This is a genomic window from Calditrichota bacterium (assembly GCA_013112635.1).
Taxonomy (GTDB): Bacteria; Calditrichota; Calditrichia; order Calditrichales; family J004; genus JABFGF01.
This window is the reverse complement of record JABFGF010000001.1, coordinates 167,839-182,369: the sequence shown is the minus strand read 5'-3', so window position 1 is coordinate 182,369 and position 14,531 is coordinate 167,839. Positions and strand designations below refer to the sequence as shown.

General features: G+C 36.3%; 15 protein-coding genes. All 15 read right to left on the bottom strand.

Annotated elements, in window-relative coordinates:
• Positions 1-18 precede the first annotated feature (18 nt).
• The 15 genes from HND50_00845 to infB all read right to left on the bottom strand — a co-directional run bounded on the left by HND50_00845 (position 19) and on the right by infB (position 14,513).
• Positions 19-1,074 (bottom strand): DUF3179 domain-containing protein, encoded by a 1,056-nt coding sequence (locus tag HND50_00845; protein NOG43748.1) that lies wholly within the window; start codon positions 1,072-1,074, stop codon positions 19-21.
• 10 nt (positions 1,075-1,084) lie between these two features.
• The gene (locus HND50_00840) at positions 1,085-2,014 is read right to left on the bottom strand and encodes a hypothetical protein (GenBank protein ID NOG43747.1); all 930 of its coding nucleotides are present in this window, start codon (positions 2,012-2,014) and stop codon (positions 1,085-1,087) included.
• A gap of 189 nt (positions 2,015-2,203) precedes the next feature.
• Positions 2,204-2,383: a hypothetical protein gene (locus tag HND50_00835; protein ID NOG43746.1), complete on the bottom strand. Its 180-nt coding sequence runs from the start codon at positions 2,381-2,383 to the stop codon at positions 2,204-2,206.
• 169 nt (positions 2,384-2,552) lie between these two features.
• Positions 2,553-3,452, bottom strand: coding sequence for a hypothetical protein (locus tag HND50_00830; protein NOG43745.1), 900 nt, complete (start codon positions 3,450-3,452; stop codon positions 2,553-2,555).
• A gap of 156 nt (positions 3,453-3,608) precedes the next feature.
• Complete coding sequence (locus HND50_00825; protein ID NOG43744.1) at positions 3,609-3,947, bottom strand: cytochrome c; 339 nt, start codon at positions 3,945-3,947, stop codon at positions 3,609-3,611.
• A complete protein-coding gene (locus tag HND50_00820; protein ID NOG43743.1) occupies positions 3,940-4,719 on the bottom strand; it encodes a polysaccharide deacetylase family protein in 780 nt (259 codons plus the stop codon). The genes HND50_00825 and HND50_00820 overlap by 8 nt, the downstream gene beginning before the upstream one ends.
• Before the next feature lie 4 nt (positions 4,720-4,723).
• A complete protein-coding gene (locus tag HND50_00815) occupies positions 4,724-5,851 on the bottom strand; it encodes a hypothetical protein (GenBank protein NOG43742.1) in 1,128 nt (375 codons plus the stop codon).
• Entirely contained in the window at positions 5,851-7,089 is a 1,239-nt protein-coding gene (locus HND50_00810; GenBank protein ID NOG43741.1) for an insulinase family protein, read from the bottom strand. The genes HND50_00815 and HND50_00810 overlap by 1 nt, the downstream gene beginning before the upstream one ends.
• A gap of 150 nt (positions 7,090-7,239) precedes the next feature.
• The gene (locus tag HND50_00805; GenBank protein ID NOG43740.1) at positions 7,240-9,339 is read right to left on the bottom strand and encodes a polyribonucleotide nucleotidyltransferase; all 2,100 of its coding nucleotides are present in this window, start codon (positions 9,337-9,339) and stop codon (positions 7,240-7,242) included.
• A gap of 25 nt (positions 9,340-9,364) precedes the next feature.
• Positions 9,365-9,634: a 30S ribosomal protein S15 gene (gene rpsO, locus HND50_00800; GenBank protein NOG43739.1), complete on the bottom strand. Its 270-nt coding sequence runs from the start codon at positions 9,632-9,634 to the stop codon at positions 9,365-9,367.
• 17 nt (positions 9,635-9,651) lie between these two features.
• Positions 9,652-10,575 carry a bifunctional riboflavin kinase/FAD synthetase gene (locus HND50_00795; GenBank protein ID NOG43738.1) on the bottom strand — a complete coding sequence of 308 codons (924 nt, stop codon included), beginning with the start codon at positions 10,573-10,575 and terminating at the stop codon, positions 9,652-9,654.
• Between the two features lie 3 nt (positions 10,576-10,578).
• Positions 10,579-11,292: a tRNA pseudouridine(55) synthase TruB gene (gene truB / locus HND50_00790; protein NOG43737.1), complete on the bottom strand. Its 714-nt coding sequence runs from the start codon at positions 11,290-11,292 to the stop codon at positions 10,579-10,581.
• Positions 11,261-11,629: a 30S ribosome-binding factor RbfA gene (rbfA, locus tag HND50_00785; protein NOG43736.1), complete on the bottom strand. Its 369-nt coding sequence runs from the start codon at positions 11,627-11,629 to the stop codon at positions 11,261-11,263. The genes truB and rbfA overlap by 32 nt, the downstream gene beginning before the upstream one ends.
• Positions 11,629-11,910 carry a DUF503 domain-containing protein gene (locus tag HND50_00780; protein NOG43735.1) on the bottom strand — a complete coding sequence of 94 codons (282 nt, stop codon included), beginning with the start codon at positions 11,908-11,910 and terminating at the stop codon, positions 11,629-11,631. The genes rbfA and HND50_00780 overlap by 1 nt, the downstream gene beginning before the upstream one ends.
• Positions 11,907-14,513, bottom strand: coding sequence for a translation initiation factor IF-2 (gene infB, locus HND50_00775; protein NOG43734.1), 2,607 nt, complete (start codon positions 14,511-14,513; stop codon positions 11,907-11,909). The genes HND50_00780 and infB overlap by 4 nt, the downstream gene beginning before the upstream one ends.
• Positions 14,514-14,531: the final 18 nt, after the last annotated feature.

Sequence of the window (14,531 nt, the reverse complement as noted above, 5' to 3'; positions counted from 1 at the left end):
TGTTAGAATCCTTTTTTATTACTTAATTTCTGTATTGGGGTAAAAGGCAGCCCACGCAAACCAAAATGAGATATAAGAATGTGTACCAGCCAACCTGGAGCCACTATTAGGCCCAGTGACAACTTCACCTAAAACATTATAATTATTCCCAATATTATCTTTAAACACAACCTGGCCGTTACCTGAACCTTTTGTAAAGGTTAATGGAACCTGGCTGTCATTAAAAGTATTTTTATAGGCGACTAAATAGTTGCTTGTTTTACTGCCAACAACTACTACTTCAACACCACCAACATTTGTGTTTATGACATTTATTCCACTTTCCAGACTTTCGAATCGGTATGCTCGGGCTTCTCCGTTTATTACAATGCCCATTACCCGTTCTTTCCCTGGAATTCTGTTATCACTGTTGCTTATTGGAAACAGCAAGCGATTATTATTTGTTTTATAATCTCCATAAGGGTAAACCGCATACTGCTCGGTACTGTAATAGCCGGTTTTATCTGATAAAACTCTAGCATCCTGAAACATATTTTTTACTGTTTTATATGTTGTTTCAACAAGTATTTCATTTTTAGGAAAAGTTCCGATGAGATCTCCGCCGACACATTGGTTTTTCATTTGCGACCAATAGCTGTCTGTTAATCGGTCATACAAAATCAAATTAGTATTGTACAACAAACCGGAAACTCCAAATGCTGTTCTTTCAGATAAACCATTTTGTTCAATTTCACGGTTTAAACCAATCGCGGTACCAGTCAACGGGCAATAGGATACAACTACATCCTGGGCATTAACAATCTCGTGCCAATCCAGTATTTTGTGTGGATAAATACTTAACTCTCCTTGATTGCCAAATAGAACAACCAAATCATCATCATTTAAAAAATCTGTATTTTCTAAAGAAATCATTTTGGGATTATCAATCGAAGGAATACCATCCTTACCTGGCCCGCCATCATGAACTTCCCTTTTAGGAATTAGCCAATCGCCATTTACAACATTGGTAAGTGGTTCTTCTGAACACGAAAGAATCACAAAAATAATTAAGGTTATAAAAACTAATTTCATCATAGCTTTCCCCTTATAAAATGAAATAAAAAATTGATGCTGAAATAGAATAACTTGTTGTTATCTGGATACCTTTCAGATTTCTGTAAACCGGAACCTGACTTGACAAGCGGAAACCATATGTATCAAAGTTAAAGTTTATAGAAGGGATAAGATAAAGCCAGTCACCCCCAGTATTTATAACTTCTCCACCTGCAAACGAATCTTTGGCTGTGTGCCTGAACCGAGATTGTATTGCCAAGTCTACCAAAGGTGTCATTCTGTAAGAAATACCACCTGTTACTGCAAAAACATTCCCAAAGTGATAAGACCTAAATGGGCCATTTGTTTGAAAACGATTGTTATCACCATTTATTCTGTAGTTTAGGTTTAGGAAAAAGCTAAAGGGACTTGGCCTGAAGCTTTGAGAGAAAAATGCCCATAGAACATGATCCCATGATGCAGTTCCAGGTTGTAGTTGCGGGGCAAGTACCACACCAGTTTGACCACGAATTTTTGATTTCCCTGTGGGCAGCTTTAAGCCATAGCCAACCGCAAATTGTCTTTGATTGGCAATATCAGAAGTGACAATGTTGTATTTTGACATAACCAGGATATCTCCAAAACCATTGGACGATATTTCCTCCCGGCTTCCAAAAAGGGCTGTCTGGCTTAATTGAACATAAGGAAGGATAATTGTCGCAGAAACCCGCTCATTTATTCCATAAGAAATATCAAAAATATAAGAATTTGTAAAACGCTCTTCTCTAGGCTTTATCGATTTTGGCAATACATCCTTTATGGAATTATGCTCGGCAGAAAAGGAAAATTGCCATTGATTAGCATTTGTTGCCGCAACATTTACTGCTGATAATATGGGCGTTCCGGCAGAGCAACAAGTTTGACTAAGACTATCAACCGGTAAATAAAGGACAAGGATATATAAAGCAGATAATGTTTTCATCTATCTCTTTTTTTACTTTACTTTGCTCTATTTTAAGCAATAGTTTTTCAAAAAACAGGGATGCAAACCAATGTTATAAAAATTTTAAGATGATTAAAAAAGTGGTGATGAAAGATAAACAGTTTTGTGAGATGAAATAGAAGAATAAAAAAAACCCCGAAAAATCGGGGCTTTTAAGTTAAACAAAAACTATTCTTGAGTCGCTTCTTCAACAGCAGATGAAACAGAATCAACAACAGCCTCTGCAGAATCAGCAACAGTAGAAACAGCCTCTTCTACTGCAGGTGCTTCTTCTGTTTGAGCTTCCTGTTTCTGTCCACCACAAGCTATTAGACCAAAAACAAAAAGTAGTAATACGAGCCTCTTCATACAGACCTCCAAATGTGAATAGAAGTGCAAAACTTATGTGAGGATGTGATCAATGTCAATTTTATTTTAAAGTGGAAAAAATAGTACAATCCTTGTACTGACAGCCTTTAGCAATTAATATTTTCAGACTATTTAGAAGAGAGTTGCATTGGAAAGAATTGAAAATTGATTAACCATTTGTTTTTAAAATTGAAACAATTTCATTTAAAACCGAGTCTGCGTCACTCGATGGAACAACACATGATCCGGCTGTCATCCTGCCGCTTCCATGGTACTTATGCATTAATTCATTAATATCTGTTTTGCACCCACGGTTAAAAATATTATGGCCGCAGAAAAGGACGGATTGATCTGTTCCTCTTCTGTTAAAAATACTAATGGAAACATTTTGATTAGGATACAGTGAGTAGATTAAAAAGCGGTTCCCATTCGGGAAATAACGTAAACTTCTTGAATCTGTGATAATAACATTTTGATCAACATTGCTGCATTCACGGAGGGCATTAATAAATAATTTGTGTTCACTTCGAACATGTTCAATGCGGTGTTGAACATCATCAGACATTAATATGCTGCTTAGCGAACTTGTTTTTATCCAATGAACAAGCTTAATAAAATATTCTCTAAAATCTCCCAAGGTACCTTTTGGATCAAATGCACTCAGGGTTCTATCGATTATAAACCAACCATGGGGATTCTTAATTGCTTCAATAGATAAACTTGCTGAATCGATTTGATCGGCAACTTCAACAACCTTTTCAAAACGACGTGTTTCAGCAATATTTTCACAATAATCAAAAATAACACGGGAACAGCTTGGAGCAACTTTAAAACATCCCTGAAATTCAATTTCATTGGCTACATGATCTTCATTAATATGGTGATCAAACCAATATCCACAATCACTATGATATGGTAGGTTAGCGAGTATATCATTAGATGTTATTTCAAATTTACATTCTTGAATTTCAGCTGGGTGAGATATTTTAACATCATCAATATCATACGAAAGACTAAGAAGTACAGTACTGATCAAACTGTCAAAATCACCACGAGTTACTATACGCATCTAATAATCTCCAAACCTGGTATCCCAAACAAAGTATTTCTAAACCACAAAATCATAAAAAGAATTTCTAATACTCTATTAACGGTTTTTGAATAATTTTTCTTAACTTTTATTACTTAAATTGTCTTTTTTGAGCTAAAACTTCTTTAAAAATAATTACTTAAGATACTTTTTTGAATAAATATACTCACTTAGGTTTTTTAGAGTATCTCCTTTTATATTTTCAAATCTTGGCATTAACCAATCGCCTTCCAATATTGCCCGCTCAATCTTTTTTATATCAAGTTGAGAATGGTCAAATGACGGGTACAAAATTCCACTTCCCTGCCCTTTTTTGCCATGACACTGAACACATGCTTCCTGATAAATCAACTCCGGATTATCCGTTGTGGGAAAGTAAGGTTCATTATCTCCAAGCAATATAAAGTAGATAAAACTAAAACATGCTATAATTAGCAAAGTTACAAACGGAGCCCAACGGCGGATTTTATCCATTTTGTACCTGCAATTTTTTTAATAAAATGGTTGCCCAGGAACCAAACTGAATTAAACGGTTTTTAGCCTTTAAACCCGGGTATTTTTTGTATTCTAATTTTTTTTGGAAATCTTTTTGTGAATCAATCCGATAAATATTTATACGTTCAAATGGACGCAGGGAGTTACTATTCTGAAAAAATGACGGCAACAAACCCACATCAAAATCATAATATTTTCGGGCAAACTGTAAAACCCTGTTATTAAATTTACCAAAGGGATAGCTTATGGAAATAATATTTTTGCCAACAATACTTTCTAGTTTTGTTTTACTAAGTTCCAGCTCCTTAACCAATTCATGATCCTGTAAATCATTTAAATATTTATGATTTAAAGTGTGTGAACCTATTTCAATATTATTTTCCGATATTTCCCTGAGTTGATCTTCCGACATGTGCCTGTACTTTTTACCAAAAAGTTGAACATCCCATTCGTTTTTTTTATTGATAAAATTTACCGGTACAAAAACAACAGCTTTCATCTTATGTTCTTTTAAAATTTTAAATGCGCTTTCATAAAATGAAAGATATGCATCATCAAAAGTTATTATTACAGGTTTTTCTGGTAGCTGTTCCGGTTTTTTTAGATCATAAAAATTAACAGTCTGGTAGCCCTTTTGAACAAGGGTTTTCAGATCTTTTCTAAAATCATCCGGATGACGGGTAGTAATTCCAATATCAGTTCTGGATTCTATTTTGTGGTAATTTAAAATTAGAAGATTTGGGGGGATCATCGCTTTACAGATTTAGGTCTAGAAGATCAAAGATATTATGAAAAGTATAATCGAATCTGTCGGCCAGTATTCGGTTGGTTATTTTTCCTTTGTACATGGCCAATGCCGAGAGTAATTCCGGAGATTTGTTTAATCCATTTTTCAATCCGTTTTTAGCTAATATTTGTACGAAAGGTATTATTTTTTTTGTATAAATCTGGCTGCTTGTTAAAGGTACAGTTGCACTTATGTTTGGCACACAATAATGAACAATATCATTTACCCTAAATGTCGGTTGGTTAATATTTGTTACATGTGACGTTTCTACAACCGGGCTCTGTTCCACAGAAAGATCAATTATTACACTTCCTGGTTTTAAAAGATTTACCATTTTTTTATCAATTGAAAACTCAACTTCAGGGTAGCGTAAAGAATAAACTGAAACAATTAAAACATCGGTTTCGGGAAGCAAATCTCTCAAATTTTCAGGAGTGAACTCTTTAATGCTTAAGCCATCCCGGACAATATCATAACTTTTAATATTTTCCGGTTTTAAAGATAAAAGATTAACATTTGCCCCATTGGTCCAAGCCTGAACAGCTGAAACGCGCCCGATAAGGCCAGATCCAACTATTGTTACAGTTGCTGGTGGAATTACATCAGCGCCAGAAAGTAAGATTCCTTTTCCACCTTGTGATACAGATAAAAGGTTTGCGCCAACATGAACTGCCATTCTCCCCGCAACCTCGCTTATTGCTTCCAGGATTGGATGAGTACCCTGATCATCTTCCAGCAAATCCGATCCAAAATAGATTGTATTTGAGTTAATAAGTGGCTTTAAACGCTCACCTTTAGGGTTTAGCTTTAAAAAAGAAAAAACGATGTGTGAATCATTTATTAGTTCGGCTTCAACCGGCGAAATGGGCAAAACCTTTACTATTAACTCTGCTTTGCGGATTAGCTTTTCAGCAGATGGTAAAATTGTTGCTCCTGCACCTATATACATATCGTCAGAAAAATCACATCCTTCCCCGGCACCTGACTCAACAAAAACTTCGATACCTTCGGAACAAAGTGTTTTTACCCCATTCGGACAAATACCAACCCGTCCATCATCATTTTTTATCTCTTTTAGTACACCAACTTTAAGCATTAGTTTTTCCCAGATGACATGATTACCGAATTGAGATTTGTAACATTCAAGTATTCATTGGCCATCTTGTTTATACTTTCGGGGCTAATCTGATTTATGGAATGGGCCAGTTCATCAGCAGAAATAAATTTATTAAAATATATTTCATTTTTTGCCAGCCGTGACATCCTTTTAAATGTACTTTCCATTGAAAGGAAAAAACTGCCTTTAATTTGTTCTTTTAAAATATTCACTTTTTTTAGCGTCAGTTTATTAGTTGCTATTTGGTCTAGCTCCTTGTGAAGTTCCCCAATTGCCTTTTCCTGATTTTTGACATCGGTGCCGAGGTAAAAGCCAATAACACCCGTGTCTTTATAAAAATCTAAAAATGAATAAACAGTATAAACCAAACCATGTTGCTCTCTCAAAACCTGAAACAGGCGTGAACTTAACCCACCTCCCAAATAAGTATTCAAAGCAATAAGATCAAAACGGTTTTCATCGTAATACGAGATTGTGCCATTACCCAAACAAATGTGTGTTTGATTCAACGGTTCGCTTAATTTAAAATGAATGTTTTGTGCTACCTTTGCGGGCAGCATTTCAATTCTATCGGCATTGTCTGGAAAATTGAAATAAAATTTTACTAATTCTACCAAAGAATCATGGCTTATATTACCAGATGCTGAAACAACAATATTAGAAGGATGATAGTGTTTTTTCCAAAACGCAATCAATTTTTGCCTGTCAAATCCACGTACATTTTCCGGATTGCCTAGAATAGGATAACCTAAAGGTTGGTCCGGAAATATTTTTTCCTGAAAAATATCAAAAATATACTCGTCCGGTGTATCCTTTACCGCTTTAATTTCTTCCAGAACAACATGCTTCTCCATTTCAATATCACTCTCACGGAATAGAGAATTACAAATCATATCAGCTAAAACCTGAACACTTATCTTTAGATGAGAATCTAATGTATGAATATAAAAACAGGTTTCTTCTTTTCCGGTAAAAGCATTTAAACTTCCACCAAGCTCTTCGAGAGAACTGGCAATTTCCAGTGCTGTTCTATTTTTTGTGCCTTTAAAAAGCATGTGCTCAATAAAATGCGCCATGCCTTTCTCTTCAAGTGTTTCAAATCGGCTACCCATTTTTATCCATATACCAAGTGCTACCGATCGAAAAACAGAATTATGTTCCGTAACAATTGTAAGTCCATTATCCAGAACAGTTTTATTTACAGCAGAATTTTGCATACCAGTTTTACTTTTTTTTCTATCAGATATGTATTATCAAAAAGGGAAATAGTTTCATTTGATTTCCCTTTCGTTAAACAAAAAATCCCCCAAAATTATATTTAAAAAACTTTGGGGGATTATAATATTAAACTATTGATTTTAAAACCGCTAGTTATCTTTATTTTGTTCTTTTTGTTGCTTTAGCAAAAACATCTTCATACTCAAGGCGATTTTGCCATCAGGTGCAATGCTTTTAACTATTACATCAACCTCGTCACCTTCTTTAACAACATCGGTAACTTTGTTTGTGCGTTCAATTGCCAATTCGGAGATATGAACCATTCCATCTTTACCAGGCAATATTTCTACAAAAGCGCCAAAATCACGAACGCGTTTTACAACACCTTTGTACGCTTTACCGGCCACTGCTTCTTCCGTAAGTTTTTCAACTATGGAAATTGCTTTTTCAGCAGATGGTCCGTCCGGTGCAGCGATCATCACGGTTCCGTCTTCATCAATATCGATCTGAACACCTGTTTCATCAACGATACTGCGAATCATTTTTCCACCTGGTCCAATTACAGTTCCAATCTTCTCTGGAGAAATTTTTATCTTGTGGATTTTTGGAGCATATGGATTAAGTTCTTCACGACCTGCAGAAATGGTTTCGTTCATGATACCCATAATATGCATCCGGCCAGCACGGGCCTGTTCCATCGCATTTGCCATAATCTCGCTTGATATACCATCAATTTTGATATCCATTTGAACTGCTGTAATACCTTTGGCAGTTCCGGCAACTTTAAAATCCATATCACCTAAATGATCTTCATCGCCTAAAATATCAGATAGTATTGCTACCTTGTCTCCATCTTTGATTAGTCCCATTGCAATACCTGCAACTGAGCCTTTAACAGGCACACCGGCATCCATCAAAGATAAGGAACCGGAACAAACTGTTGCCATTGAAGATGACCCGTTTGATTCGAGTACTTCGGACACTACACGAACTGTGTAAGGGAAATCCTTTGGAAGAATTGGTTTGATAGCTCTTTCAGCAAGATTTCCATGCCCAATTTCCCGGCGGCTTGTACCACGGATTGGTTTAGCTTCCCCTGTGCAAAATGGTGGGAAATTATAATGTAGCATATAGTCTTTTTTATATTCACCACTAGGTACATCTACAATTTGCTCATCACTTTTACTACCAAGGGTTACAACACCAAGTGATTGGGTTTGACCTCTTGTAAACAATGCAGAGCCATGTGTACGAGGCAAAACACTAACTTCACAGGTAATATCTCTGATATCTGTCAAACCACGTCCATCAAGCCTTACTTTTTCATCCAGGATCATTTTCCGCACTTCGGCTTTTTCAATATCATGGATTATATCTTTGATCGTACCTTCTGTTTCGGGGTATTCCTCTTCAAGTGCTTCCAAAACACTTTTCGTAACTTCTTTTAATGCTTTGCGACGTTCCTTCTTTTCACGGATTTTAATACCGGCAGCAATTCCATCTAAGGAAAGATTTTGTACTTTCTCCTCTAATCCTTCTGGCAATTCTTCAGGAACTACTTCCCATTTTTCATTAGAAACCTCAGCAAAGAACTCTTTTTGAAACGAAATCAGTTTTTTGATCGCATCATGTGCAGTTGAAATTGCTTGTTGTAAATCAGCTTCGGAAACTTCTTCAGCTTCACCTTCAACCATCATGATTGAATCTTCAGATCCGGCAATAATAAGCTCAATATCTGATTTTTCAACCTCTTCAACCGTCGGATAGATAATAAAATTGCCGTCAATACGTGCTATTCTCACTGTGGCGATAATTCCATTAAATGGAATATCAGAAAGCCCCAGCGCAAACGATGAGCCTAATCCTGCAAGAACATCGGCATCGTTTTCTTTATCCATGGAAAGCACGTTGGCAATAATCTGGGTTTCATTCATAAATCCGTCCGGAAAGAGTGGGCGAATTGGCCTGTCTATAACCCTTGCGGATAAAATTTCTTTTTCACTCGGGCGGGCTTCCCTTTTAATAAATCCCCCAGGAAATTTCCCGGCGGCATAATATTTTTCTCTATACTCTACTGTCAATGGGAAAAAGCCCAAACCTGCTCTTGGTTCTTCTGAAGCAACTGCTGTAACTAAAACGGTTGTGTCTTTTAAACTAACCAGAACAGCTCCGTTTGCTTGCTTGGCCATTCTACCCGTTTCAACAGTAAGGGTTTTACCACCAATTTCGATTGATTTTTTTACTAACATTTATCCTCCAGGCTAAAGTGCCTATTTACCTGCGTAACCCGAGATCTTTGATGACTGCACGGTAGCGCATAATATCTGTTTTTGTTAAATATCTTAATAATCTTCTCCTCTGACCTACAAGTTTCAACAAACCACGGCGGGAATGATGATCTTTTTTGTGGGTCTTTAAATGTTCTGTTAAATACTTAATTCTTTCTGTGATTAAGGCAATCTGTACTTCGGTTTTTCCAGTGTCCTTATCATTTTCACCATGTTTTTTTACGATGGTTTCTCTATCTGCATTTGTTAATGCCATTGTGTTCCTCCAAAATCTTAAAGTAATAAACTTTGTTCTTTGTCTAAATTTAATTGCTTAATAAGTTCTTCAACTGACGAGAACTTTTTTTCCTTGCGAAGGCGTTTTTTAAAATATACAGTTATTGTTTCATTATAAATATCTTCATTTAGTCCAAAAATATGGGCTTCCATCGTGTGACCACGGTTTTCAAATGTCGGTCTGAAACCAATATTCATCATGCCTTTTAGACGTTTCCCTTTTAACAATACATCTATTGCGTAAACCCCATTCATTGGGACTATTTTCCTGCATTCCCCAATATCCAGGTTTGCCGTGGGAAACGACATCTTTTTACCACGCCCGTCACCATGGACAACTTTTCCGGTTAAAGTATAATGGCGCCCCAAATATAGTGAAGCAACCCTTACTTTTCCCAATCCGAGGTAATTGCGGACAACCGAACTACTGGCAGGCTTATCTTCAACAAAATGCGGTTCCACTCTGCTCAGCTGAAAATTTATTTCTTTGCTTAGCTCTGTTAAAGATTCAAAATTTCCAGATCTGTTTTTTCCAAAAGCATGATCGTGACCGATAACAAGATGTTGCATATCCAATTTATCAATCAAAATTCTTTCAACAAACTGCTGATGAGATAAATTGGCAATTTCCTTGGTAAAGTCAATTACTAATACTTTTTCAATACCAAGTTTTTCTAATAGCTCAAATTTTTCATCATAAGAAGCCAGTAATTTTACGCTATTATCCAACTGACTGTTTAATACAACTTTGGGATGTGTTTTGAAAGTGACAAGGGTACTTTGAAGACCTGAATCCTTACCAATTTTTAAAACTTGCTCAAGAATTTTTAAATGACCCAGATGAATTCCGTCAAAAGTTCCAATTGTTACAACGGAAGCGCTTTTATCTGAGATATTATTAATTCCCTCAATTATCTCCATTTTTTAAGCAGCTACCTTTTCCCAAAATGTGCAAAATTCTTCAATTGTAAAACTATCCTCTAAAAGGAAATTATCAACCTGGGTTCTTTGCAGTTCTTTTAAAAGTGCCGGTACATGAAGAGCCTTGCCTAAATCATGCGCATAAGATCTGATGTACGTCCCTTTTGAAACATGTAAATTCATTTTTAAAAACGGCTTTTCCCAGAAATTAATTTTTGATTCAATAATTCTTACTTTTACAGCTTTTCTTTCAATTTCTATTCCTTGACGGGCATATTTATAAAGCGCTTTACCCTTAACTTTTTTTGCGCTGAACATCGGTGGTGTTTGTTCAATTTCACCGGACATTGATTCAACCACCTCTTCTATCTGTGAGTAATCAAGATTAAAATCTTCTTGCTCATTAACAATTTTTCCGGTTATGTCGTAGCTGTCACTTTCTTTTCCAAACTGAATCAGTGCTTCATACTTTTTTGAAGCCTGGCTAAATTCAGTCATCATTTTTGTCCCTTTGCCTGCACCAATCAGTAAAAGACCTGTCGCAAAAGGATCTAAGGTTCCTGCATGACCAACTTTTTTCATGCCAATGGTGTTACGAATTTTTTTACAAACATCAAATGAAGTCCAGTCAACCGGTTTATCAATCAAAACCAAAAAACCATTTGACAAATCACTAAATTTGAGCTCACTCCCCTTTTTCAGGACCGGAACTATCATGAATTTTATTTAAAAGCTTATTAATATTATGAGCATGTTCAATGGTATCATCATAAAAAAAACGCAACTCCGGCAACCAACGGGATTTTATACTTGGTTTAAGTTCATTCCGTATAAAACCTTTTGATCGATCCAGCGCACGTTGGCTTTTTTCCTTTTGCTCATCATCACCTAAAACAGTGTAATAAATTGACGCAATTTTCAAATCTGGTGAAACACGTACTGCATTTATTGTAATGAATCCTTTTTCAGGATCATTAACCTTGCGATCAATAATAAAGCTTATTTCTTTTTTTAAATTGCCGGCATATTTTACAAGCCGTCTGCTATCTGCCATTATTTATAATCAAATCTATATTTTATAAGCTCAAAGCTTAAATCTTTATCAAGAATCTGAAAAATCTTTTGTAAAACTTTTTCAGAATGTTTTTTGCTGTTTGAAACAGTCGCAAAAGCCATCGACGCCCTTTGCCACTTATCTAAAAAATCAATCTCGGCAACAGATACATTAAATTTTTTAGATATTCTATCTTTAACAGAGCGAATCACCATTCTTTTATCTTTTAATGACAAACATCCGGGCAGGTGTAGCTCTATTTCCAAAACCCCTACAATCATGCAGTTTCGAGTTTACGTTTTGTATGGGTTATTTCAAACGGTTCAATAATATCACCGACTTTTAAATCATTATAGTTTTCAACTTGTATACCGCATTCAAAACCTGTAGCAACTTCTTTTACATCATCTTTAAAGCGTTTTAATGATGCCAGTGAGCCGGAATAAATTTCAATATCATCACGAATAAGACGGATTTTATTATTTCTGCTTATTTTGCCACTGATAACATGACATCCTGCGATAACCCCGATTTTTGATATTTTGAATGTTTCGCGTACTTCTATCTGGCCTAAAACAACTTCGTTCTCTGTTGGTTTCAATAATCCTTCAAGGGCCATTTTTACATCATTTATCGCATCATAAACAACACGGTAAATATGCATATCTACTTCTTCACGTTCGGCCAGTTCTTTGGCTTTTGCGTTTGCCCTAACATGGAAACCAATAATAACCGCTCCGGATGCGCTGGCCAGAAGAACATCACTTTCTGATATCGGGCCTACTGCTTTACGAACCACATTTACCTGGACTTCTTCAGTATTTAGTTTTATCAATGAATCGGCCAAAGCTTCAGCAGAACCATCCACATCTGCTTTTACAAGAATATTCAATTCCTGAACTTCTCCACGTAAAATCTGTTCTGAAATTTGGGCAAGGGTAACATGCTTATGCTGTTTCGCATCTTGCTCGCGTTTTAATTGTTGACGTTTATTTGCAATCTCGCGGGCAACTTTTTCATCTTTTTTAACAACAAAACGATCACCAGCCTGCGGAACCCCCATAAAACCAACAACAAGGGCAGGTTGTGCAGGTCCAATACTTTTCAGCCTTACATCGTGTTCATTTAAAAGAGCCCTTACTTTTCCGTTAAACTGTCCGGAAACAAAACTATCACCAACTTTTAACGAGCCGGTTTGTACAAGCACCGTGGCAATTGCACCTTTTCCTTTATCAAGACGTGATTCGATAACAAATCCAGCTGCCATTCTTTTCGGATTAGCTTTAAGGTCAAGCATCTCTGCCTCAAGGTGAATTTTCTCTAAAAGTTCTGGAATACCTTGTCCTGTTTTTGCAGAAATTTCAGCACACTGATATTCTCCACCCCAGTCTTCAACTAATACATTTCTTTCTGCAAGCTGCTGACGGATTTTTTCACTGTTTGAACCAGGTTTATCAATTTTATTAATGGCAATTATTATTTTTACACCAGCTGCTTTGGCATGATCAAGAGCTTCATCTGTTTGCGGCATAACCGCATCATCAGCCGAAATGATCAAAATAACAATATCCGTAACCTGTGCACCACGGGCACGCATTGCGGTAAAAGCCTCATGGCCGGGCGTATCAAGAAAAGTTACTTTCTTACCATCGTTATCAACTTCGTAAGCTGCAACGTGTTGTGTAATTCCACCTGCTTCACCATCAACTACATGGCTTTTGCGCAAATAATCCAGAAGCGATGTTTTCCCATGATCCACATGCCCCATTATCGTAACAATCGGTGCACGGGATTCTAAATCAGCCTCATTTTCTTCCAGCTCTTCCTCTTCATCTTCAACAAATTCACTAACATTGGAAAGCTCAGCTTTAAAGCCGTATTCTTCTGCTAATAAAGTAATTGTATCAATATCAAGACGCTGGTTTATAGAAACTACAAGTCCAAGTTCAAGGCATTTTGTGATAATTTCTGAAATTGGAACATCCATCAGGTTGGCCAAATCATTGGCAGAAATAAATTCTGTAACCTCGACAATGTTCTCTTCAATAAGTTCGCCTTCAACTTCCGTAACCTTTTTGCGATGCTTAGTCTTTTTAGATTTAGTATCAAGGTTGGCAAGCGTTTTCTTTACATTATCCTGAACTTCTTTTAAATCAACTTCTTTTCTTTTTGGCTTTTTATGTTTTTTTCTTCTTGGCTGTCCATCGCCATCAACGCCAACATTTCTCAAATCCGGCTTAGCGGCTTTCCCTTTCTTGCCATCTTTGCGGATCATTTCAAGGGCTTTTAATCGCTTTTTCTCTTTTTCGGTTAAACCTTCGTCTTTTGGTTTTTCTTTTTTCTTTTTTGGTTTAAATGCATCTAAGTCAATTTTCTCAAAAACCTGTTTCTTAGGCTCTTCTTTCTTTTCTTCAGGAACCTTCTTTTCTTCCTTAGCAACAACTTCTACTTTTTCAGGAGCAGGTTTTTCTTCTGCTTCAACAGGAGCTTCCTCAGGTTCTTTAACTTCTTCCTGAACAGGTTCGACCTCTTTTACAGGCTTAGGCTTTTCTTCTTTTACTTCAGGTTTTGTTAGTTCTTCAGTACGATCTTCAATGGATTTTTTGATCGCCTTCATATATTCTGATTGAACAACATCTTCTGCAACTTCCACTACTTCTTCAGGGGCCGCCTCATCGGTCGTTTCTTTTTTGCGCTCCCTAAGCTTATCTGCTTTTTCTTTGTCTGTTGCAAATCGCTCAACAATTTCAAAATAAAGATCTTCATGAACCGCAGAATTAGGGCCGGTAACCTTTACACCCTGTTTCTCAAGAAAGCCCTTAATTGTGTCTAAACCTAAGTTAAGTTCTTTACAAATTTTAAAGAGTTTGTATTTCTTAGCCATTAATACTCCAATAACCTT